The sequence below is a fragment of the Agromyces sp. NPDC058110 genome, from assembly GCF_042884735.1.
In the GTDB taxonomy this organism is placed as follows: domain Bacteria; phylum Actinomycetota; class Actinomycetes; order Actinomycetales; family Microbacteriaceae; genus Agromyces.
In genome coordinates this window covers 380924-402011 of record NZ_JBHVTI010000005.1, presented here as the reverse complement: position 1 = coordinate 402011, position 21088 = coordinate 380924, and the positions used below count along the sequence as shown (strand labels likewise).

The following is a 21088-nucleotide window of genomic DNA, read 5'->3' as shown; positions in this document are numbered from 1 at the left end:
CGCACCAGCCTAGACGAGGGCCGCCGCGAGGAACGGCCCCCGGCACGCCGAAGGGCGGCGGGCACGAGGCCCGCCGCCCTCCGTCGGTTCACCAGGCCAGAACGGGGATCGAGAACATCCGCGAGTCGGTGTACGGCTCGGTTCCGTCGAACTCGGCACGCAGCAGGTGCGGGCCGCGCGACAGCTTCGGAACGGTGACGCTCACGCGACCGTTCTTCGCCGCCGTGAGGTCGACCGTGGCGACGAGCTTCGACCCGTCGAACACCGAGACCGTGCCGACCGGCTTCGACCCGTCGGTGGCGAACACCTGCGCCTTGTACGTGACCGAGCCGCCGGCACGGACGAGGAGCGAGGTAGGTGCGCCGACGGTGATCGTCGAGACCGGCGTGGGCGGCACCTCCTCGTCTTCGACCGTGATCGGCACGCTCACGCTGGTGCCGGTCGACGCCACCGCGATCTCGAGCGCCGTCGCACCGCTGACGCCCTCGGGAACCGTGACCGTGAGCGTGGCGCGGCCGCCCTCGTCGGTCGTGGCGACCGGCGTGCGGTCGACGGGCGCGGTGCCGACGGCGATGCCGCCGATCGAGACCGTGACCTGGCCCGCCGCGACCTCGTTGGTGCTGAAGTCGAGCGAGCTCATCGCGATGTCGAACGACTCGCCGCGCTGGTACGCGGTGCCGTCGGCGGGCGCGGGCAGCACCAGGCCGACCGAGCGCTGGGCGACATCGGGAGTCGCGGTCTTGTTCGCCGCGAACCAGTCGACCATCGCCTGGAGGTCGACCTTGCCGGTGTCGACACGCCCGGTGCCCTTGCCGAGGGTGAAGAAGTTGTCTCCACCCGTGGCGAGGAACGAGTTCACGACCACCCGGTACTCGCCGGCCGGGTCGAGTTCGACCCCGTCGAGCGAGATGTGGGCGACTCGCGACCCCGCAGCGGCCGTGGGGTCGTAGACGACCTCGAGACCCTTGCTGACTCCGAGCTTCAGGAACGGTCGCGCCGCCCCGGCCGGCTGCCACTGCTCCTCGAACACCTGCTTGATCTGCGCGCCCGTGAGGGTCTGCGTGAACAGCGTGTTCGCGAACGGCTGCACGGACGCCGCCTCGGCGTACGTGACCGCGCCCGGCTGGGCCTTCGGCGTGCCGTCGGTGTTCGTCGCGAACTTGAGGTCGGTGCGGAGGCCGCCCGGGTTCATGAACGCGATGTCGGCGGCGCCGTCCTGCTTGGCGGCCCAGAGCTGCACGTCGGCGACGAAGTTGCCGAGCGTGGACTCCGCACCGCGCGCCTCGGCGTTGTTCGCCTCGCGCGCCCGGTTGAAGTCGGCCGTGATGTCGCCGAGCTTGACCGAACCCGGACCCGCGGCATCCGCCTTCGCCTTCGCGACGATGGCTGCGACCTCGGGGTCGGCAGGGTAGTTGGCCTTCGCCGGAACCGGAGGCGGCCCGACCTGCGCCGGCGTGGTGAGCGGCTTCAGCTCGTTCGAGATCGAGACGAGCTCATCGGTGGTCGGGTCGAAGCGGATCTGCATGAGCCCGAACTGCTCGCCGTACTGCCCCGCGGAGACGACCGGGCGGCCGTCGACGACGTGGTTGTACGCAAGGTGGGTGTGCGCCGAGACGATCGCGTCGACCGAGGGGTCGATGCCCGCGACGAGCTTGCCGAACACCGAGTTGTCGGTCGCGGCGTCGATCGCGACGGTCGCGGCGCCCTCGTGCACCAGCAGGATCAGCACGTCGGCCTCGCCGTTGGCGGGGTCGCCGTCGGTGAGGTTCTCGGCCTGCGTGTTCACCGACTCCACGATGGGTCGCACGTCGAGCTCGGTGATGCCGCCGGGGCTCACGAGCGACGGCAGGTCCTCGGTGACGGCGCCGATGAAGCCGACGGTCACGCCCTCGAGCTCCTTCGTGTAGTACGGCGCGAGCGCGGTGGTGTTCGTGCCCTTGAGGAAGACGTTCGAGCTGATGTACTCGAAGTCCGCCTCGCTCTGCACGCGGTCGCGCAGGTCGGCCCATCCGCGGTCGAACTCGTGGTTGCCCGCGGCGCTCACGTCGAGGCCCGCCGCGTTCAACGACTCGATCGTCGGCGTGTCCTGCTGGATGAACGACGTGAACGTCGAGGCGCCGATGAGGTCGCCGGCGGCCGCGAAGACCGTGTTCGGGTTCTGCGCGCGCACCCAGTCGGCTGCGCCCGCGAGCACTGCAGCACCTCCCGACGGGAAGGCCTGCTCGATGCGACCGTGGAAGTCGTTGATCGTCATCACGCTGATGTCGACCACGTCGGTGAGCTTCGAGCTGTCGAGGCCGATGACCTGGGGGTCGTGGTCGCTCGAGCGGAAGACCGAGTCGTCGGGCGAGCCGTTCTCGTACTGGCGGTCGCTCCACTCGGGCGAGTTGATCGCCCAGCGGCCGATGCCGGTCACGCCCTGCACGGCCGCGGCGTTGCCGAGCGCGTGGTCGAGCGAGCCGAGCTCGCCGTCGAACGTGTAGGTGTACTGGTCGTCGGTGAGGTCGGGCAGCAGGTCGCTGTAGCCGGCCTCGGTGAGCACCTGGATCGGGTCCTCTTCGGCGTACGAGTTGAAGTCGCCGAGCAGGAACACCTCGCCCGCCTCGTCGGCGAGCGAGTCGGCGAGCGTCAGGAGCGACTGCGCCTGCGCGACGCGGTCGGCGTTGAAGAAGCCCTGGCCGTCTGCGGGCTGCGTGCCCGATCCGCTCTTCGACTTGAAGTGGTTGGCGACGACCGAGAAGTCGTTGCCGTTCGGCAGCTCGAAGACCTGGCCGATCGGCTCGCGGGCGTTGCCCCAGACGCTCTCGTCGACCACGGTCTGCGCGTCGCCCTTGGGGGTGACGGCATCGGTGCGGTAGATGATGGCGCTCTGGATGAAGTCGGTCGTGGCTGCGGTGAGCACGGCCGGCGTCGGGACGAACGCCCACACGTCGGAGCCCTCGGCCTCGTTGAGCGCGGCCACGAGCGTCGCGGTCGCCTCGTCGCGGGCCTCGCCCAGCTTGAACGAGTTCTCGATCTCCTGGAGGGCGACGACCTCGGCGTTCAGCGCCGTGATCGCCTTCACGATCTTCGTCTCCTGCAGTGCGAACTCCTCGGCCGTGGCTGCGCCGCGGGCGTTGGAGTTCTCGCTCGAGAGGGTCGTGAAGTAGTTCAGCACGTTGAAGACGCCGACCTGGATGTCGCCGCCCACCTCGGGCGCGGTCTCGACACGGGGGTTGAGCGTCTCGAACGTCGGCTTCACCGAGGCCGGGCTGGTGCTGTCGATCGGAGCGGTCGGCTGCAGGCGCCACGCGTCGAAGCCGTAGCTCAGCACGTACGGCGTCGTGGGCAGGATCACGCGGTCGCCGTTGCGCACGACCTGGTCCTTCGTCAGGTACGGCTGGTCGGCCGGGTGCCCTGCAGAGGTCACGGCGGCGTTCCATCCGTCGTCGAGGATCAGCAGCTTGCCGCGGTTGGCTGCGGCGATGGCATTCGCGTCGGCGCCGGCGTCGACCTGCTCGGTGCTCTTGACCGGCAGCGAGCTGCCGGCGGCCATCCACAGCGAGCCGTAGTTGTAGACCTCGTGCGTGCTCGACAGCAGGTAGGTGCCGCTCGGTGCGACGAGCATGCTCTCGAGCGCCTCGCGGTCGGAGCCGACGAGCGTGTCGGGCAGCGGCTGGGCGTCGGGCACGCCGGCGCCGGCCGCCACGACCTCGGCGTCCGCGGCATCCGTCACCGTGATCTCGGTGAGGCCGAAGTACTCGCTGACCTCGCCGGTGACCTGCACCAGGTCGCCGACCGCGCCGACCGCGGGCATGCCGAAGACGAAGACGCCGTCGGAGACGCCGGGCGTCGTGTCGGGGCCGGGGGTCTGGATGGTCACGCCGTTGTACCCGCCGGTGCGGTAGTCGGCGGTGATGACGCCCTGCACGGTCACGGTCTCGCCGACGAGGGGGCTGTCGGCCGCGTCGCCCTGCACCTCGGCGATGGTCGCCTCGAGCGGCTCGGGCTCGGGGTCGACGGACCCGCCGCCCGAGTTCTGCGGGGTGGGGGTGGCGCTGAAGGCGAAGTCGGCCGCATTGCTGTCGGTGTCGACGCCGCCCGTGCGGCTGATGCTGCCGGCAACGTTGTTCGCGGGCGCGACCACGCCGTCGCCGTAGACGACCAGCGCGCCCTCGAAGCTGTTCGACCCGCCGTAGCCGACGAAGTCGACGACGTTCGGGGCGTTCACGATCGAACCGGTGCCGGGGTTGACGGCGGTGGCGACGTTCGCGAGGAAGATCGAGCCGGTCGTTCCGCTCGGAGCGAGGGTCGTCGTGACGTCGGGGGTGGGCAGGGCTGCGCCCGTGGGTCCGTTGCTGTTCATGCCGACCAGGAAGTACCCCTTGGCCGGGATCGAGCCGCTCAGCGCCCCGACGCCGGACGCCGCGCCGGTGCCCGTCGCCGAACGGTATTGCAGCGACCAGCCCGCGAGCGAGACCGCGGAGTCCGTCGGGTTGTACAGCTCGACGAACTTGTTCGCGAACGGCTGGTTGGCACTGCCGCCCCGCGCGTAGACCTCGTTGATGACGACGCCCGAGCCGTCGGTCGCGGCGAACGCCGGCGGCGCCCCCAGCATCCCGACGAGCAATGCACCCGCGGCGGTCACCGCGGCGGCAGACAGGCGATGGATCCTTCGATCACCCTGCATGACACTCCCCTGAGTCGTGTCGCGCCGCGGCTGACGACGCGTCAGCATGTCCCCTGGGTCGGGGGCATACGGCGCGAGCCTATGAGGCGGCTGAGGGCTCTGCCAAGGGGTTGGGGCGAGCCATTCGTCCGATTTCACGTGCAGTTCACAGATGGCCGCGCATGCGAGCGGTCAGCCCGATTCCGGGTGCTCAGATGAGCAGATTCGCAGGAAGCTCTTGCGAGATTCGGCAGGGTATGATCGCGCTCGCGGACCGGCGCTCAGGAAGTGCGCATGATTGCCGGGAACTCGTATCCACCCTCGAGAATCGTCGGATCCGGCTCGTACATGCGCAGGACCGGCCGGAACTCGCCGGCCGGGCACGGCAGCCAGTTCGCAGCGGCCTCGGCATCGGTCGGGCGCTCGTGACTGATCGTGATCGTGAGCCCGCCGTCGTCGTCGAGCACCACGCCCGGGGTGCGGTCGCCGATCGAGTAGCGATCGATCGGATTGGCGACGAGGTAGTACTCGGGCACCGAGTACATCGTCAACGACCAGAAGGCGGAGACGGGCGGAGTCGGATGCAGTCGCAGGGTGTACGTGTTCGACCCGGTCAGTCGGTCACCGCGATCATCGAGGAAGGTCATGATGTACGCCGCCTCGTAGGCGTGGTTGCCCCAGAGCCCGCCGAGCGCCGCAGCCGCGCGCTCGACGATGCGCTGCTTCGGGTCGGCGATCTTGAATCGCCGGTCGTCGAGCGCGCCCACCTCGAAGAAGTCGAGGTTGTAGTCGAAGGCATGGAAGGTGAGCTTCCAGCCGTTCTGCGTCGGGCTGCTGCCCGATCGCAGTCCCTGCTCGAGCACGCCGCGCGCGTGCTCGAGCTCCGAAGCGAGCGCCGACACCTCGTCCGCCGGAAGCGCGGCGAACGGCGAGGCCCCATCGGCGGTCAGCCCGAGCGGGGCGAACGCATGCTGCACCGGCACGTCCCGCTCGGCCGGAGGGAACTGCTGCGACCAGATGCGGAGCTTCTCGAGGAAGACGAGCTCGTCGGGGACGGTCGGGTCCACCGGCGCCAGCCCGACCGGCGTCGCAGCGGGGTCCAGCGGCGTGAGCGTGGTGGCATCCTGCAGCGCATGCACGGTCGGGAGGTCGTCGTCACCCGCCACCGCCCATCGACCGACGATCGAGGCGACGACCGTCGGGAACCGGATCACGGCGTGCCCCGTGGGCGCCTCGCCCTGCCAGCCCGGCGGTACGAGCAGGAAGTCCCCCTCGCCCGTGCCCGTCGCGCGATGCCCCACGTACGCGAAGTTGTCGGTCCACGCGTCGACGAACTGCAGCACGTAGTAGCGCCCGGCGGTGTCGGGCACGTGCAGGGCGACCGGGCCCACGCTGAGGTCGAGCGAGGCCATCGAGTAGACGGTGTCGTTGTTGATCGTGACGAACGTGTCCTCCGGCCCGGCGAGCGTGCGCGCGTGGCTGAACGAGTTGAACGGGGCGGCCGGGTTCGCACCGACGCCGGTCTCGACGTATCGGGCGACCTGATCGAGGTTGAAGACCAGCGGGAACCCGTACAGGTAGGCCTCGGTCACCAGGGCGGCGCCGGCGGGCACCGCGGTCTCGTGCGAATCGGTCATGTCGTCCATCCCCCAGAGCGTCGTCGAACCCCGACCGACGCTACCGGCGCGGGCGGCCCGGGCGGAAGACCGAGGTTCCCTCGGCGTGCCGAGGCCGTTCCCTCGGGGTGTGCCCTCGGCGTGCCGTCGCCGTGCCTTCGCCGTGTCCTCGGCGTGCCCCTCGGCCGGGCATCCGCCCGCGATCGGCGACTCGTCCGTCGCTACGATGGAGCCTCATGCTCACCGCCGTCTTCTCGCTCACGGGCGCGCTCGTGTTCGGCGCCGCCGACTTCCTGGGCGGGCTCGCCGCGAAGCGCATCAGCGCGTTGCTCGCGACCGCCGTCGCCGCGCTGGCGGGGGTCGTGCTGCTGTTCCTCGCGCTGCCGCTGCTCGGCGGCGAGTGGAGCGTTCACGACGTGCTGTGGGGCGCGATCTCAGGCGTGGTCGGGTGCATCGGCATCGCGCTGCTCTACGCGTGCCTCGCGATCGGGCCGATGAGCATCCTCTCGCCGACGACGGCCGTGGTCTCGGCGATCGTGCCCGTGCTCTACGGGCTCGTCTTCGCCGGCGAGCGATTCGACCCGACCGGGTACTGGGGGCTCGGCCTCGCGCTCGTCGCCGTCGTGCTCGTGGGGTTCGTGCCCGAGCGCGGGGCGGTTCGACCGTCGCTTCGCGGCATCGTCATGGCGGTCGGCTCGGGTGCGGCCATCGGCGGCTTCTACATCGCGATCGACCAGACGAGCGACGAGTCGGGCATCGTGCCCCTCATCCTGAACCGCGGCGTCAACGCGGCGCTCATGTTCATGGCGGTCGCCGTCGTGGCGATTCTCGCTGCGCTGCGTGCGCGGCGCGCCCGCGACGTCGTCGGAGTCGACGCGGGCAGCGTGATCCAGTCGCTCGCCGCCAACCCCGCAGGCGAGTCTGCCGACGGGCGTTCCGGCGGAGGCGTCGAAGCGGGTGCCGACGGGCTCGAAGGCGAGCGGATGCCGCGGGCCGATCGCTCAGCGACCGCCACCGGCATCCGCCTCGCCGTGGCCTGCGGCCTGGTCGACGCGACGGCGAACGCGCTGCTGCTGTTCGGTATCCGGGCAGGGGACCTCTCGATCGCGGCCGTGCTCGGGGCGATGTATCCGGCCGGCACGATCCTGCTCGCGGCCCTCGTGCTGCGCGAGCGCATCGCACCCGTGCAGTGGGCGGGCCTCGTGCTGGCGCTCACCGCGGCGGCCATGCTCGCGCTGGCCTAGAGCCGCACGACCTCGGTCACGCGCAGGACGGCCGTGCCCTCCTCCGCCGAGGCCTCGAGATCGACCTCGGCGCGGATGCGCCAGTCGTGGTCGCCCGCGGGATCGTCGATGACCTGCTCGACGCGCCAGAGCCCGGCCGCGGCATCCGTCTCGTCGATGACGACCAGCTGCGGCGAGCGGGCGGCCGCCCCGGTGCCGATCTCGTCGTGCTCGTCGAAGTACCGGTCGAGCACGTCGGGCCAGCCGACGTCGGGGTCGAGCTCGGCGAGCTCGTCGTCGCGCTCGAGCGCAGCGAACTGCACGCGCCGGAACAGCTCGTTGCGCACGAGCACCGTGAACGCGCGCCGGTTCGCGACGACCGACGGCGGGGCGGGCGGCACCACGGCCGCCTCGTCCTCCGGCAGGTGCGCGTTCGGGTCGACGAGCTCGTTCCACTCGTCGACGAGGCTCGAGTCGACCTGCCGCACGAGCTCGCCGAGCCACTCGATGAGGTCGAGCAGCTCCTCGGTCTTCGCGTCGTTCGGCACGGTCTGGCGCACGGCCCGGAACGCGTCGGAGAGGTAGCGCAGCACGAGCCCCTCGCTGCGGGCGAGCTGGTAGAACGAGACGTATTCCCCGAACGACATGCTCCGCTCGAACATGTCGCGCACGACCGACTTCGGCGAGAGCTCGAAGTCGCGCACCCAGGGCTGGCTCGACGCGAAGGTCTCGAAGGCCTGCGCGAGCAGCTCGTCGAGCGGCTTCGGCCAGGTGACCTCTTCGAGCAGTTCCATGCGCTGGTCGTACTCGATGCCGTCCTGCTTCATCGCGGCGACGGCCTCGCCGCGGGCCTTGAACTGCTGCTGCGACAGGATCGGCCTCGGGTCGTCGAGCGTCGACTCGATGATGCTCACGACGTCGAGCGCGTAGTGGCCCGTTCCGATGCCGGTGCCGGGCGCGGCCTCGGGGTCGAGCAGGTCGATCGCGGCGAGCGCGAACGGCGACAGCGGCTGGTTCAGCGCGAAGTTGGGCTGCAGGTCGACCGTGAGGGCGACCCGGACGCCGAGCGGGCCGGCCGCGGCATCCGCCGTCAGTTCGACGACGCCCGCGTCGGCGAGAGTGCGCAGGATCTCGAGCGCACGGCGGGCGAGCTCGAAGCGACGCGCGCGCGCCTCGTGGTTGTCGAAGACGAGCGAGCGGATGTCTCCGACGACGTCGCCGCCGCGACCGATCACGTTGATGAGCATGGCCGCGGTGAGCTTCAGCTGCGGCACGAGCGGCTCGGGCTCGGCCGCGACGAGCCGGTCGAAGGATGCCTCGCCCCACGTGATCTGCCCGGCCGGCGCCTTCTTGCGCACGATGCGCTTGAGCTTCTTGGCGTCGTCGCCCGCCTTGCGCACGGCGACCTCGTTCTCGATCTCGTGCTCGGGTGCGAGCACGACGACGGTGCCGGCGGTGTCGTAGCCCGCCCGCCCCGCGCGACCGGCGATCTGGTGGAACTCCCGTGCGCTGAGCTGCCGCATCTTCTGGCCGTCGAACTTCGTCAGCGCGGTGATGAGCACCGAGCGGATGGGCACGTTGATGCCGACGCCGAGGGTGTCGGTGCCGCAGATCACGCGCAGCAGGCCGCGCTGCGCCAGCGTCTCGACGAGGCGGCGGTAACGCGGCAGCATGCCGGCGTGGTGCACGCCGATGCCCGCACGCACGAGGCGCGAGAGCGTCTTGCCGAACGCGGTCGTGAAGCGGAAACCGCCGATGGCCTCGGCGATCTCGTCGCGCTGCTCGCGCGTGACCACGCGGATCGACGAGAGCGCCTGCGCGCGCTCCATGGCCGCCGCCTGCGAGAAGTGCACGATGTAGACGGGCGCCTGACGCGTGCCGAGCAGGTCCTCGACGGTCTCCTGCACCGGGGTCTTCGCGTACGAGTAGTGCAGCGGCACCGGGCGCTCGACGCCCGTCACGCGCGCCGTCGGGCGGCCGGTGCGCCTGGTGAGGTCTTCGGCGATGGCGGTGACGTCGCCGAGCGTCGCCGACATGAGCACGAACTGCGCGCGCGGGAGCAGCAGCAGCGGCACCTGCCACGCCCAGCCCCGGTCGGGGTCGCCGTAGTAGTGGAACTCGTCCATGACGACCTGGTCGACGTCGGCGTCGGCGCCGTGGCGCAGCGCGAGGTTCGCGAGGATCTCGGCCGTGCAGCAGATGATCGGGGCGTCGGGGTTGACCGAGCTGTCACCCGTGACCATGCCCACGTTCGCGGCGCCGAAGATCTCGGCGAGCTGGAAGAACTTCTCGCTCACGAGCGCCTTGATCGGCGCGGTGTAGTAGGTGCGGCCTCCGGCGGCGACGGATGCCGCGTGCGCGGCGACCGCGACGAGCGACTTGCCGGTGCCGGTCGGCGTCGAGAGGATCAGGTTCGCGCCCGAGACGATCTCGATGACCGCTTCGTCCTGCGCGGGGTAGAGCTCGAGGCCGCGGCTCTCGGCCCAGTCGACGAACGCGATGTACATGGCGTCGGCGTCGTAGGGGCGCGGCGCACGCTCGAGCAGGGACTGGGTCATCCCTCGAGTCTGCCGCATGATCGGCCCCGGAAAAGGGGGAGCCGGCCTGCTCCGCGTTTCGGGCGGGGAGCCGGCCGGCTCGCGATCGCACCGCGGTGACAGTTCCCCCTGCGGTCCGCGTCGTGCGATCGGTTCAAACCTAGAAGGGCCTCGGATGCCGCGCCTCAGGGACAACCCTGAGATCCGACTGTGCGGTTCCCGAGTCCGTCGCGCTCACGCGCGGGCAGTCGTCGTGCGCGACTGCGCGTCGCGTGCCAGCACCTCGATCGTGCGCACGAGCACGGCCCGGCGGGCGGCCGTGCGGGATTCGGCGCGACCGGCACCGGCGCGGTCGCCGCCGGAGGAGTCGGCGCCTGCGCGGTCGCCGCGGGGGTCGCCGCCCACAGTGCCGCCGCCGACCATGAGCGCGTCGAGGTGCGAGAGCACCGGCCAGGCGTTCACGAGCGAGACGAGCGTCAGCAGGAGCTCGCCGGCGCCCTCGTGGTCGATGCCCGGCAGCATCTGCCGGAAGCGCTCGACCTTCGTGCGGTGGTAGTCGGCGCGCGCCTGGTCGGCCGCCGCGAGCTCGGCGCGTTCGAGGCCCTCCCAGAAGACGAGGCGCGGGATGACCCCGTCGGCGAGGTGGTGGTCGAAGAGCCGCCCGGCGTAGTCGCCCGCGGCCTCGGGCCCCTCGCCGTACATGGTCACCGCGTCCATCGACTCGCGCAGCTGCGCGGCGAGCACTGCGGCGAACAGGTCGTCCTTCTTGCCGAAGTACTGGTAGATGCGCTCCTTGTTCACACCCGCGGCCGCGGCGATGCGGTCGACGCGCGCGCCCGCGAGTCCGTGCTCGCTGAACTCGGCTGTCGCCGCCTCGAGCAGCAGCCGCTTCGTGCGTTCGGTGTCCCACGCCATGGTGCGAGTCTAGCGATTCCAACTGAATAGTTGCAGAACATCCTCCCGAGTGCTTCAATAGCAACCATTCAGTTGGAACCAACCATTCGGTTGGCGAAGGAGACCTCACATGACTGCAACGCAGAACCTCACTCCCGGCACCACCGCCGCCGGGGCGACCTCGGCCGGCGCGACCTCGACCGCCGCCACCGCGACTCCGACGACCTCGACCACGACGACCGCGGCCGCGCCGGTCGCGCCGCCCTCGATCCACGTGCGAGCCCTGCTCACCTGGATCGCGATCTTCCCGCTCGTCACGGTCGGGCTCTCGCTCATCGCTCCCGTCGCCGAGCAGTGGCCGCCGGTGCTCCGTGCCCTGGTGCTCACGATCGTCGTCGTGCCGCTGGCGGTGTACCTCGTGGTGCCGCAGCTGCTCAAGGCGCACGGCGGCCTCGCGCGCCGCCGCGCCGCGCGCCGCGGCTGACGGTCGGCCGCCCGCGGCGCGCGCCACCGCCGTGCCACCGACGCGCGAACGGCCGCCCGCGGCATCCGTCGTCGATCGCCTGAACGGCCGCCTGCGGCATCCGTCACCCGAACGGGAGGTCAGTGCAGGCCCGGAAATCCGCGGATCTCCCTTGTCGCCCCCTACGCGCAGCGCTAGTTTCGGATCGACCCGCACCGATCGCGCCCGCGAGCCCCGGAGGCTGCCATGCGTCTCGTACCGCTCCCCGAACCCCCCGCACCCGTCGAGGAGGAGGCGTCAGGCGACGGCGCACGCGCGGGCGGAGCCGCCGACGCCGGCGCCACCGCGGCCGAGGTTGACGCACTCGACACCGCGGCGGCCGACCAGGCGAAGCCCGCAGCCGAACCGACCGAGGCCCCCGCCGCGTACGACGTCGCGCTCGTCGTCGTGCACGGCATGGGCGAGGCGTACAAGAGCCAGATCCTGCTCGAATGGGCCGAGCCGCTGCTCGCCCGCATGGACTGGATCACGCGCGACCGCGTCTACGGCGCCGACGACAGCTACGGAGTCGAACTCGAATCGTCCGACCTCGCGGGCGACGAGCCGATCGTCGGCGCGACGGTGAAGTACCCGAAGCAGCGCCCGATCGCCGCCGACGGCACCCCGATCGGACCCGTCGAGTCCGTCACGAAGCGCGTCGCGATCGTCGAGGCGCGCTGGGCGGTGTCGTTCGTCCCGCTCAGCAACTCGCAGATCTTCCGGTGGGCGGCGCCGTTCATGTGGCGGGCGGTCACCCGCATGCTCCGCCTGTTCTGGGCGACGATGGTGCTGCTGCCGTGGTACACCCTGCTCGAGCACCCGCACATGCCGAGCACGCGCCTCGCCCTGAAGTCGCATGCGCTCACGGCGGTCTTCGATGCGATCCGCCTCATCCTGGGGTTCGCGGTGTACGTACCCGTCGCGGCGGGAACCGTCCTGCTGGCCGTCGTGCTCACGCCGATCCTGCCGCTGGTCGTGCCGCTGCTGCTGATCCCGGCCATCAAGAAGGCGGCCGGCGACATCATCCAGGGCGTCGCGAACTCGATCGGAGACGTCACCGCCTGGAAGGAGACCCCGGTCAGGGCGAGTGCGATGCGACTCGTCGTGCGCAATGCGATCATCAGGGCGAAGGCGCTCGTCGGCGACGGCGACGTGCACGTGTTCGCGCATTCGCAGGGTGCGGCCGTCTCGACGTACACGCTGTTCGAGGAGATGGATCCGACCTCCTACAACGTGCGCCAGCTCACGACCGTCGGCGCGGCGGTCAACCTGCTGGGGCGGGAGAAGTGGCACGGTCGGCTCGATTCGTACACGCCCGTGAAGAACTGGGTCGGGCGCCGCACGGGCGACCGCCCGGTCGAGTGGGCGAACCACTGGGCGATCTGGGATCCGTTCTCGGCCGGGCCGATCGGCGACACCCCCGGCGACGCGCGTCAGCGCTGGCGGGCCGCGTACTTCCCCCGGCCCCAGGACAAGGCGTGCGGCCCCGAGGAACACGCCGTGCACAATGTGAGCCAGCCGATCTTCGACCACACGTACTACTTCACGAACACGTTGCAGGTCGTCGAACCCACGGTGCGCAACCTGCTCGGCCCCGACCTCGCGGGGCCGCCGAGGGAACTGGCGTACATCGAGAACCGACTCAACGTCATCAACAAGAAGTCGCTCGGTACGAACATGATCGCCGCGGTGATCATCGCCGCCCTGCTGCCCGGCCTGCCGGCCGCCTCGGAGTTCTTCGCCTCGGTCGTGACGACGGTCGCCGGCTGGTTCGCCTGGATCGGCGACCTCTTCAACGGCGATGCGGCCGCGCCCGACACGACCGGTGTCGGGTTCCTGCACGAGGGCGGGATGCTCACCGGATGGGGATGGTTCTTCGCCTCCGTGCTCGTGGCGGCGCTGCTCATCTGGCTCAACCAGGTCGTCACCGGGTACATCGAGCGCACGCTGATCTGGGATCGCTGCCCGCTTCCGGTGGGCTGGTGGCTCGCGCTCACGAGCATCCCCCGGCTGCTCTACGTCGCCAGCGCCTCGGTCGTGGTGTGGTTCACGATCGATCCGCTCCTCCCCGACGACCTCTGGTGGAAGCTCGGCATCGGGGCCGTCTTCGTGATCTTCACGGCGTTCGCCTGGCTCGAGGCGCGCTTCGCCCCGGCACCCGTGATCGTGCCGCCCCGCACGAGTGACAAGGTGAACAGCATCGTCACCGACCCGGCCGAACAGCCCATGTCGCTCAGTGCGGCCCGAGCGAGCGACGCCTACAAGCGGGCGCTGCAGGACCGGCAGAAGCAGCTCGACCCTCAGGGGTGGTGGGCGAGGCTGTGGGCGCGATCGTTCCACGGCTGGCCCGAGCTGCAGCGCGATGCGGCCGCGATGGTTGCGGCAGCAGCCGCGACCGCGGCAACGGCAGCTGCCGCTGCATCTCCGGCCGAAGAAGTCGCTCCTGCCGCGCCGGAGCCCGCCGTCACGGCGTGATGCCGAGACCCTCGAGCTCGGTGACCGCGCGATCGACGATCTCGTCGATGGTGGCGTCGACGTCGACCAGGAGCCCGAGCTCGTCATCGCCGAGCGGCTCGAGCGTCGCGAGCTGGGAGGCGAGCAGGCTGGGCGGCATGAAGTGCCCGGTGCGGCCGGCGGCGCGGGCGGCGAGCACGGCGTCGTCGGCGTGCAGGTGCACGAACGCGATCGTGGGCGCCTGCGCGCGCAGCCGGTCGCGGTAGGCGCGGCGCAGCGCCGAGCACGCCATCACGAGTCCGGATGCCGCGGCGTGCTGCATCTCGGCGCCGACGATGTCGAGCCAGGGCCACCGGTCGTCGTCGTCGAGCGGGGTTCCGGTGCGCATCTTCTCGACGTTCGCCGCGGGGTGCAGGTCGTCGGCGTCGCGGAACGGCACGCCGAGGCGCTCGGCGACGCCCGAGCCGATCGTGGACTTGCCGACGGCGGAAACGCCCATGACGACGATGAGCGGCGCGGAGGGGGTCATCCCACCATCTTGCCCGCGAAGCATCCGGATTACTGGCAGGATTCTTTACCATGTCGAACGAAGTGCGGGCCGCCCGCTGGTCGCTGCTGGTGCAATTCGCGCTGTTCGGGCTCGTCATGTCGTCGTGGCTCAGCCGCATGCCCTCGATCCGGGAGGCGCTCGGCGTGAACGCGGCCCAGCTCGGCGGGCTCCTGGTGGTCGGCGGGCTCGGCTCGCTCACCGGGGCGCTCACCATCGGGGTGATCGTCGCCCGGTTCGGCAGCCGCGCGGCGCTGCTCGCCGGCACGGTCGGCAACGTGATCGGCTTCGGCTCCATCGCCTTCGCCACCGCGACCGGCGACGTGCGGTTCTTCATCGCCGGCGCATTCGTCAACGGCTTCTGCGGGGCCCTCGTGAACGTGCCGATCAACATGAACGCGGCCGAGGTCGAACGGCGCATCGCCAGGGCGATCCTGCCGCACTTCCACGCGTGCTTCTCGATCGGCGCGGCGCTCGGCGCCCTCGTCGGCGCCGGCTTCGCCGCCCTGCACGTGTCGATCACGGTGCAGATCCTGGTGGTGCTGACCGCGGTGACGATCACGCGCCTCGCGCTGTTCCGCCAGGCCACGGCGCTCACCCTGCACGTGCCCGTGACGACCGGGACGGGTTCGGTCTCGGCGTCGGCGACGAAGCACCGCAACCGCGGGGCGATGAAGCAGGCCCTCGGAGCCTGGCTCGAGCCCCGCACGCTGCTGCTCGGCGTCGTGCTGCTCGCCGCCTCGCTCGCCGAGGGCACGGCGACGACGTGGCTCTCGCTCGCGGTCGTCGACGGGTTCGGCACGCCGGAGGCGGCCGGCGCGCTCGCCTACGGCACGTTCGTCTCCGCGATGACCGTGTTCCGCTTCCTCGGCACGCCGCTCATCGACCGCTTCGGCCGCGTCGCCGTGCTGCGCGTCTCGGGCGTCGCGACGTTCACCGGGGTGCTCCTCTTCGTCTTCTCGCCGAGCCTCGCGACGGCGTGGATCGGCGTGCTGCTGTGGGGCTGCGGCGCAGCGCTCGGCAACCCGATCGCCATCTCGGCGGCCTCCGACGATCCGGCGCACGCCGGCCCGCGCGTCGCCGTCGTGACCTCGTTCTCGACCGTCTCGTCGCTCGCGGCTCCCCCGCTGCTCGGGCTCCTCGCGAGCCAGGTCGGCGCGCGCGACGCGATGCTCGTGATCGCCGTCGTCGCGGTCGTCAGCTTCTCGGTCGCGTCGCAGGCGCGCCGGCGGGTCGTCACGGCACCGGAGCCCGCGCCCGCCGGCTGAGCGCACCGTCAGCCGAGCAGCAGCGCCACCGTCAGCAGCACCGGAACCGACCCGATCGTCGTGATGAACACCGTGTCGCGCGCGACGATCTCGGCAGTGTCGTAGCGCTGCGCGAACACGAACACGTTCTGCGCCGTGGGCAGGGCCGCGAGCACGGTCACGGCGTAGAGGTCGATGCCGTCGAGCCCGAACACGAAGCGGCCGAGCGCCCAGGCCGCGAGCGGCATCGCCACGAGCTTCAGCGCCGACGCGAGCAGCACGTCGCGTCGGCCGGTGCCGGGTTCGAGCAGGCGCTGGCCGTGCAGCGAGAGCCCGTAGGCGATGAGCATGAGCGGCACGGCGGCATGCCCGATCAACTCGATCGGATCGAGCACGACGGGCGGCAGCTCGATGCCCGTGACCGCGACGAGCACGCCGAGCAGGGAGCCGATGATGATCGGGTTGCCGAACGTCGTGCGGAGGATCATGCCGGCCGAGGTGCGGCCCTCGACGCTCGCCCCGAGCACCGACAGCGCGATCGGCACGAACACGAGCAGCTGCAGCAGCACGATCGGCGCCGAGTACGCGGCATCCCCCAGCATGTAGACCGCGATCGGGATGCCGAAGTTGTTGCCGTTCACGTAGCCGGAGGCGAGCGAGCCGATGACCGTGCGCGCCGCCCCGCGCCGCCACACGAGGAGCGACACCGTCGCGAACACCGCCATGATCGCGACCGCGACGATCGCCGAGACCGGCAGCAGCACCGAGAAGAGCGACTTCACGTCGGCCGTCGCGAGCACCGAGAAGAGCAGGAACGGCGCGAGCACGTTGAAGTTCAGCTGGGCGAGCACGGGGCGCGCGCTCGGTCCGAGCACGCCGAGCCGCCCAGCGAGCCATCCGACGAAGACCGCGAGGGCGATGACCGCGAAGCCGGTGAAGATGCCGATCACGCGGAGCAGCTCACCAGCGCGCGTGCACCTGTTCGCGGATGCTGCGGTCGTAGAGCTCGTGCACCGCCGCATCGAACGACGCCGGCAGCTCCAGCGAGCCTGCGGCCGCGTTCGCACGCGCCTGGTCGACGTTGCGCGCGCCGGGGATCACCGAGCTGACGCCCGGCTGCGCCGCGATCCACGCGAGCGCGACCTGCGCCGCCGTGGCGTCGGGGGCCGCCGTCTTCGCGAGCTCGGTGAACTCGGCGGCCGCGGCGACGCCCGTCTCGTAGTCGACGCCCGAGAACGTCTCGCCCACGTCGAACGACTCACCGTGGCGGTTGAAGTTGCGGTGGTCGTTCGCGGCGAAGACCGTGTCGTTCGTGTAGCGGCCCGAGAGCAGGCCGCTCGCGAGGGGCACGCGGGCGATGATGCCGACGCCCGCCTCGACGGCCGCCGGCAGCACCTCGTCGAGCGGCTTCAGCCGGAACGCGTTCAGGATGATCTGCACGCTCGCCACGTTCGGGCGCGCGATCGCGGTGAGGGCCTCGTCGACCTTCTCGACGCTCACGCCGTATGCGGCGATCGAGCCGTCGGCCACGAGCGCGTCGAGCGCGTCGAACACCGCGTCGTCGCCGTAGACCGAGGTCGGCGGGCAGTGCAGCTGCACGAGGTCGAGCGTGTCGACCCCGAGGTTCGCGCGCGAGCGGTCGATCCACGCGCGGAAGTGCTCGGGCGAGTAGTTCGCGTGCTCCTGCGGCAGGCGGCGCCCCATCTTCGTCGCGACGGTCACGCCCGAGTCGGGGTTCGCGCTCAGCCACGCGCCGATGAGCGACTCGCTGCGGCCGTCGCCGTACACGTCGGCCGTGTCGAAGAACGTGACCCCCGCCCCGTGTGCGGCGTCGAGCACGGCGAGCGCGTCGGCCTCGTCGACGTCGCCCCAGTCGGCGCCGAGCTGCCAGGTGCCGAGGCCGATCACCGAGACCGAGCGGCCGGTGCGTCCGAGGGTTCGACGCTGCATGGGTTCCTCCAGGGTTGCGATGACGCGGGGTGCGCACGAGCGCGGGTGCGATGACGGATGCCGCGGCCGAACTCCGGCGGACTGTGACCGGGCCGCGTTCCGAGCCTACGCCCGCGCGCGGCATCCGCCCCGCGCTCTCGGCGCAGCGCGGCGTCGCACCCGTCGGCGTCAACCCGGCCGGCGTCACCACGTCATCGCGGTGCCGGACGGCGGCTCACGCGGAGGGGCTCAGGACGCCTTCGCCGGGTGGAACCTCGTGGCCGACCACGCGTCGGCGATGGCGCTGACCTTGGTGTCGCGCCAGCCGCTCTCGCGGAGGGCGCTCCGCACGGCGTTGTCGCCGGGGGCCGTGGTGAGCCGGCCCTTGCCGTGCACGACCCAGACCGGTGCGGCGACGCCGCACTCGCGGAACCACACGGGCAGCGACGCGAGCTCGTGCTCGTCGCGCACGACCACGACCACGAGCTCGGCCTCGAACGGCGGCACGCGCGTCGCCTCGGCGAGCGCAGCCTCGAGTTCGGCCACGGGTAACTCGCCGTGCACCGCGATCGTGCGGCCCGCCGCGACGCCGAGCTTCTCGGCGAGCGTCGGCGGGGGCGTCGTCAGCGCGGCGGCCCACGCGGAGGCTGCGGCCCCCAGCCTGAACCGATAGGTGTCGCCCTGTGCGACGAACGAGACCACCCCGTCGGTCGCCTGCACCTGCGTCATCGCCGCCCGCGGGAGCCTCGCCCGACGTTCGCCCGACACCTGGAGTCCAGCCGATTCGAGGTGGAGCGTGACGGCGGCCAGCCCGTCGTCGCCGATCCAGGTCGCTCGCGCTTGTCGTCCCATGCAGTCATCCCCCCGGTTCATGATCGTCGCCAAGGCCGCCGCGCGCAATGCCCCCGAACGGATGTGGCGCTGATCGCGCGTTCGTGTCAGCCGACGGGGCGGTCGCCGGTCGGGATGGGGGTCGCGCCGCCGCTCACCGTGATGCCGCCCGAGACCGGGATGTCGACCGTGAGCTCGCCCGGGCGGCCGACGTGCCGCCCCTGCTCGACGACCACGCGCGCGGGCGCCGAGATCGCGCCGAGCGCACGGAGGTACCCGCCGACGGCGGCGGCCGCCGATCCCGTCGCGGGATCTTCGGTGATGCGGCCGACGGGGAACAGGTTGCGCGCCTCGAACCGGCGCGGCGCCGCGGCATCCGCATGGTCGATCGGGTGCAGCACCGTGATCGTCGCGGGCCACCCCTGCTCGTCCATGAGCGCGCGCACGGCGGCGGGGTCGAACGCGAAACCGTCGAACGCCTCGGCGTCGCCGAGCACGAGCACCGGGTGCCAGTTCCCCGCGAACGCGAGCCGCGGCGGAAGCTCGGTCGAGAGCGCCGCGGCGTCGAGGCCGAGCAGCCCGAGCACGCGCTCGAGCACCGTCGGGTCGAGCTCCGCGAGGTCGGTGCCGACGCTCGTGAAGGCCGCGACGATGCCCGCACCCTCGGCCCCACGAGTCGTGACGATCTCGATCGGACCGACGGGCGTGCGGAACATTAGGGCACCGGGTGCGGAGCGCTCGGCGATCGCCACGGCCGTCGCGACGGTCGCGTGACCGCAGAACGGCACCTCGGCGATCGGCGAGAAGAAGCGCAGCGTGTAGGCGTCGCTGTCGCGGCCGGTCACGAACGCCGTCTCGGCGAAGTCGACCTCGGCCGCGATGCGCTGCATGGCCTCGTCGCCGAGCCCGGATGCGTCGAGCACGACGCCCGCGGGGTTGCCGCCGTCGGGGCGGTCGGTGAAGGCGGCGTAGCGCAGGATCTCGGGCGATTCGGTCACCATCCGATCGTCGCACGCGATCCGGCCGCGCACGAGCGGGGCTTCCGGCGACGACGACGGGCCAGCGGGCCGCGGCGGGGCCGAGGGCCGACAGTGACGCGCCGACGGCAACGAGCGGATGCCGCGGGCGGCCCTCATGCGGAGGGCTCGCGCCGCGGCATCCGCTCGTTCGACGTGGGCGGCGCGCCGTTCAGACGGTCTGGTCGGCGCCGAACCGGCCGCGCGCCTCGACCGGGATGAGCGGGCGATCGGCCCTGGCCTTGATCTGCTGCACGGCCCAGGTGTTACCGTCGGGGTCGGCGAACCCGAAGAAGGTTCCGCCGTCCTGCTCGCTGAACACCATGATCTCGCCGGCGTCGACGCCGCGTTCGAGCAGCTCGGCTCGTGCAGCCTCGGCATCGGCGACGACGAGTTGGATGCCGTGCAGCGAGCCCGGCGCCATCTCGTTCTGCGACGGCAGGTTGCCGATGACGATCGAGCATCCCGAGCCGCGCGGGGTCAGCTGCGCGACGTGCATGTGCTCGTTGGTGGTCTCGTGGTCGAGGTCGAACCCGACCTGGTCGCGGTAGAAGGCGATCGATCGCGCGAGGTCGGCGACGGGCACGATGACGACTTCGAGGGTCCAGTCCATGATGCGCTCCTTGCTTCTGTACGCGACTCGGCGGAGTCGCGGTGGGTGACGGATGCCACGGGCGGGCGCCGCGGCATCCGTCGCGTTCAGGCTGCGAGCAGCCCGTCGAGGCGCTGGTAGCCCTCGGTGAGCCCCTGCTCCATGTTCGAGGCGATCATGCCGTCGCGGGCCTCGACGCTGGGGTAGGTCGAGTGGATGCGCAGGCGCGTGCGCCCGTCGCCGAGGTCTTCGAAGGTCATCGACTCGATGGCGACGACGTCGGCGAAGCCCTCGTACTCGAAGGTCTGGATGGCGAACTCGTTCTCGCGCACCGTGTGGAAGGTGCCGTTGAACGCGTAGGCCTCGCCCGAGGGGTCGACGTGCAGGTAGCGGTAGCCGCCCTGGGGCACGAAGTCCCAGCGTTCGACCTGCATGTCGTACCCGTTCGGGCCGAGCCAGCGCTTCACGAGTTCGGGGTCGCGGTGCGCCTCGAACAGGGCGGAGACCGGCGCGTCGAACTCGCGGACGACGTCGATGAACGGAAGCCCTTCGGGGGCGGTGATGGTGACGGGGTTGGTGGTCATGATTCCTGTGCCTTGCGTGGTGAGCCGGCGTCGGGGCCGGGCTCGGTCGGTGCGGCATCGTTGCCGCGTTCGGTGGCGAGCAGCGCATCGAGCGAACGGAACTGCTGCTCGTGGATCAGCCGGTATCGGTCGATCCACGCGGTGAGGGCCTCGAGCTGGGCCGGGGCCAGGTGCACGGGGCGGCGTTGCGCGTCGCGGGTTCGCGTGACGAGCCCCGCCGCCTCGAGCACCTGGATGTGCTTGGAGACGGCCTGCTTGGTGATCTGGAAGGGTTCGGCGAGTTCGTTGACCGTGGCCGAGCCGCGGCTGAGCCGCGCGATGATGCCGCGACGGACCGGGTCGGCCAGCGCCATGAATGCGCGGTCGAGCCGCTCATCGGCACTCGGATCGAAGATCATCCCGCTTACCCAACCAATTCATTGATCAACTTCTTGATTGATTACGTTACGACGTCGCGAGACAAGCGTC

At 71.3% G+C, this 21088-nt stretch carries 16 protein-coding genes; 4 read left to right on the top strand and 12 right to left on the bottom strand.

Features of this window, described 5'->3' with window-relative positions; translation table 11 throughout:
• Positions 1-88: 88 nt before the first annotated feature.
• On the bottom strand, positions 89-4669 hold the full coding sequence (locus ACFVS8_RS14555; RefSeq protein ID WP_387063580.1) for an ExeM/NucH family extracellular endonuclease: 4581 nt from the start codon (positions 4667-4669) through the stop codon (positions 89-91).
• A 260-nt stretch (positions 4670-4929) separates the two neighbouring features.
• Positions 4930-6285: a DUF1254 domain-containing protein gene (locus tag ACFVS8_RS14550; protein ID WP_387063577.1), complete on the bottom strand. Its 1356-nt coding sequence runs from the start codon at positions 6283-6285 to the stop codon at positions 4930-4932.
• A gap of 215 nt (positions 6286-6500) precedes the next feature.
• On the opposite strand from ACFVS8_RS14550, the gene ACFVS8_RS14545 reads away from it, so the two are divergent.
• Positions 6501-7508, top strand: a complete 1008-nt coding sequence (locus tag ACFVS8_RS14545) for an EamA family transporter (RefSeq protein ID WP_387063574.1) — start codon at positions 6501-6503, stop codon at positions 7506-7508.
• Here the strand turns inward: ACFVS8_RS14545 and ACFVS8_RS14540 are convergent.
• Positions 7505-10045, bottom strand: coding sequence for a DEAD/DEAH box helicase (locus ACFVS8_RS14540; RefSeq protein WP_387063571.1), 2541 nt, complete (start codon positions 10043-10045; stop codon positions 7505-7507). The genes ACFVS8_RS14545 and ACFVS8_RS14540 overlap by 4 nt on opposite strands.
• Positions 10046-10258: 213 nt before the next feature.
• Positions 10259-10939 (bottom strand): TetR/AcrR family transcriptional regulator, encoded by a 681-nt coding sequence (locus ACFVS8_RS14535; protein ID WP_387063568.1) that lies wholly within the window; start codon positions 10937-10939, stop codon positions 10259-10261.
• Between the two features lie 109 nt (positions 10940-11048).
• On the opposite strand from ACFVS8_RS14535, the gene ACFVS8_RS14530 reads away from it, so the two are divergent.
• Positions 11049-11402, top strand: coding sequence for a hypothetical protein (locus ACFVS8_RS14530; protein ID WP_387063565.1), 354 nt, complete (start codon positions 11049-11051; stop codon positions 11400-11402).
• A 225-nt stretch (positions 11403-11627) separates the two neighbouring features.
• On the top strand, positions 11628-13895 hold the full coding sequence (locus ACFVS8_RS14525) for a hypothetical protein (RefSeq protein WP_387063562.1): 2268 nt from the start codon (positions 11628-11630) through the stop codon (positions 13893-13895).
• Here ACFVS8_RS14525 and ACFVS8_RS14520 read toward each other — a convergent pair.
• Positions 13885-14403: a gluconokinase gene (locus ACFVS8_RS14520; RefSeq protein WP_387063559.1), complete on the bottom strand. Its 519-nt coding sequence runs from the start codon at positions 14401-14403 to the stop codon at positions 13885-13887. The genes ACFVS8_RS14525 and ACFVS8_RS14520 overlap by 11 nt on opposite strands.
• A gap of 50 nt (positions 14404-14453) precedes the next feature.
• Here ACFVS8_RS14520 and ACFVS8_RS14515 point away from each other — a divergent pair, with 50 nt between their 5' ends.
• A complete protein-coding gene (locus tag ACFVS8_RS14515; RefSeq protein WP_387063555.1) occupies positions 14454-15689 on the top strand; it encodes an MFS transporter in 1236 nt (411 codons plus the stop codon).
• 8 nt (positions 15690-15697) lie between these two features.
• Here the strand turns inward: ACFVS8_RS14515 and ACFVS8_RS14510 are convergent, their stop codons facing one another.
• From ACFVS8_RS14510 to ACFVS8_RS14480, 7 genes are all read right to left on the bottom strand, one after another.
• Entirely contained in the window at positions 15698-16618 is a 921-nt protein-coding gene (locus tag ACFVS8_RS14510) for an AEC family transporter (protein ID WP_387063552.1), read from the bottom strand.
• Positions 16619-16628: 10 nt separating this feature from the next.
• On the bottom strand, positions 16629-17618 hold the full coding sequence (locus ACFVS8_RS14505; RefSeq protein WP_387063549.1) for an aldo/keto reductase: 990 nt from the start codon (positions 17616-17618) through the stop codon (positions 16629-16631).
• A 228-nt stretch (positions 17619-17846) separates the two neighbouring features.
• Positions 17847-18449 (bottom strand): hypothetical protein, encoded by a 603-nt coding sequence (locus tag ACFVS8_RS14500; protein ID WP_387063546.1) that lies wholly within the window; start codon positions 18447-18449, stop codon positions 17847-17849.
• Positions 18450-18535: 86 nt separating this feature from the next.
• Positions 18536-19429 carry a PhzF family phenazine biosynthesis protein gene (locus tag ACFVS8_RS14495; RefSeq protein WP_387063544.1) on the bottom strand — a complete coding sequence of 298 codons (894 nt, stop codon included), beginning with the start codon at positions 19427-19429 and terminating at the stop codon, positions 18536-18538.
• A 187-nt stretch (positions 19430-19616) separates the two neighbouring features.
• Complete coding sequence (locus ACFVS8_RS14490; protein ID WP_387063541.1) at positions 19617-20057, bottom strand: VOC family protein; 441 nt, start codon at positions 20055-20057, stop codon at positions 19617-19619.
• An 86-nt stretch (positions 20058-20143) separates the two neighbouring features.
• Positions 20144-20620: an SRPBCC family protein gene (locus ACFVS8_RS14485; protein WP_387063538.1), complete on the bottom strand. Its 477-nt coding sequence runs from the start codon at positions 20618-20620 to the stop codon at positions 20144-20146.
• On the bottom strand, positions 20617-21018 hold the full coding sequence (locus tag ACFVS8_RS14480; protein ID WP_387063535.1) for an ArsR/SmtB family transcription factor: 402 nt from the start codon (positions 21016-21018) through the stop codon (positions 20617-20619). Before ACFVS8_RS14480 ends, ACFVS8_RS14485 begins: the two co-directional genes overlap by 4 nt.
• Between the last annotated feature and the right edge of the window lie 70 nt (positions 21019-21088).

What these genes read in the sequence shown, in the direction of transcription:
- ACFVS8_RS14555 (WP_387063580.1), bottom strand. Translation starts at nt 4,669, where the DNA reads ATGCAGGGTGATCGAAGGATCCATCGCCTGTCTGCCGCCGCGGTGACC.
- ACFVS8_RS14550 (WP_387063577.1), bottom strand. Translation starts at nt 6,285, where the DNA reads ATGACCGATTCGCACGAGACCGCGGTGCCCGCCGGCGCCGCCCTGGTG.
- ACFVS8_RS14545 (WP_387063574.1), top strand. Translation starts at nt 6,501, where the DNA reads ATGCTCACCGCCGTCTTCTCGCTCACGGGCGCGCTCGTGTTCGGCGCC.
- ACFVS8_RS14540 (WP_387063571.1), bottom strand. Translation starts at nt 10,045, where the DNA reads ATGACCCAGTCCCTGCTCGAGCGTGCGCCGCGCCCCTACGACGCCGAC.
- ACFVS8_RS14535 (WP_387063568.1), bottom strand. Translation starts at nt 10,939, where the DNA reads ATGGCGTGGGACACCGAACGCACGAAGCGGCTGCTGCTCGAGGCGGCG.
- ACFVS8_RS14530 (WP_387063565.1), top strand. Translation starts at nt 11,049, where the DNA reads ATGACTGCAACGCAGAACCTCACTCCCGGCACCACCGCCGCCGGGGCG.
- ACFVS8_RS14525 (WP_387063562.1), top strand. Translation starts at nt 11,628, where the DNA reads ATGCGTCTCGTACCGCTCCCCGAACCCCCCGCACCCGTCGAGGAGGAG.
- ACFVS8_RS14520 (WP_387063559.1), bottom strand. Translation starts at nt 14,403, where the DNA reads ATGACCCCCTCCGCGCCGCTCATCGTCGTCATGGGCGTTTCCGCCGTC.
- ACFVS8_RS14515 (WP_387063555.1), top strand. Translation starts at nt 14,454, where the DNA reads ATGTCGAACGAAGTGCGGGCCGCCCGCTGGTCGCTGCTGGTGCAATTC.
- ACFVS8_RS14505 (WP_387063549.1), bottom strand. Translation starts at nt 17,618, where the DNA reads ATGCAGCGTCGAACCCTCGGACGCACCGGCCGCTCGGTCTCGGTGATC.
- ACFVS8_RS14500 (WP_387063546.1), bottom strand. Translation starts at nt 18,449, where the DNA reads ATGGGACGACAAGCGCGAGCGACCTGGATCGGCGACGACGGGCTGGCC.
- ACFVS8_RS14495 (WP_387063544.1), bottom strand. Translation starts at nt 19,429, where the DNA reads ATGGTGACCGAATCGCCCGAGATCCTGCGCTACGCCGCCTTCACCGAC.
- ACFVS8_RS14490 (WP_387063541.1), bottom strand. Translation starts at nt 20,057, where the DNA reads ATGGACTGGACCCTCGAAGTCGTCATCGTGCCCGTCGCCGACCTCGCG.
- ACFVS8_RS14485 (WP_387063538.1), bottom strand. Translation starts at nt 20,620, where the DNA reads ATGACCACCAACCCCGTCACCATCACCGCCCCCGAAGGGCTTCCGTTC.
- ACFVS8_RS14480 (WP_387063535.1), bottom strand. Translation starts at nt 21,018, where the DNA reads ATGATCTTCGATCCGAGTGCCGATGAGCGGCTCGACCGCGCATTCATG.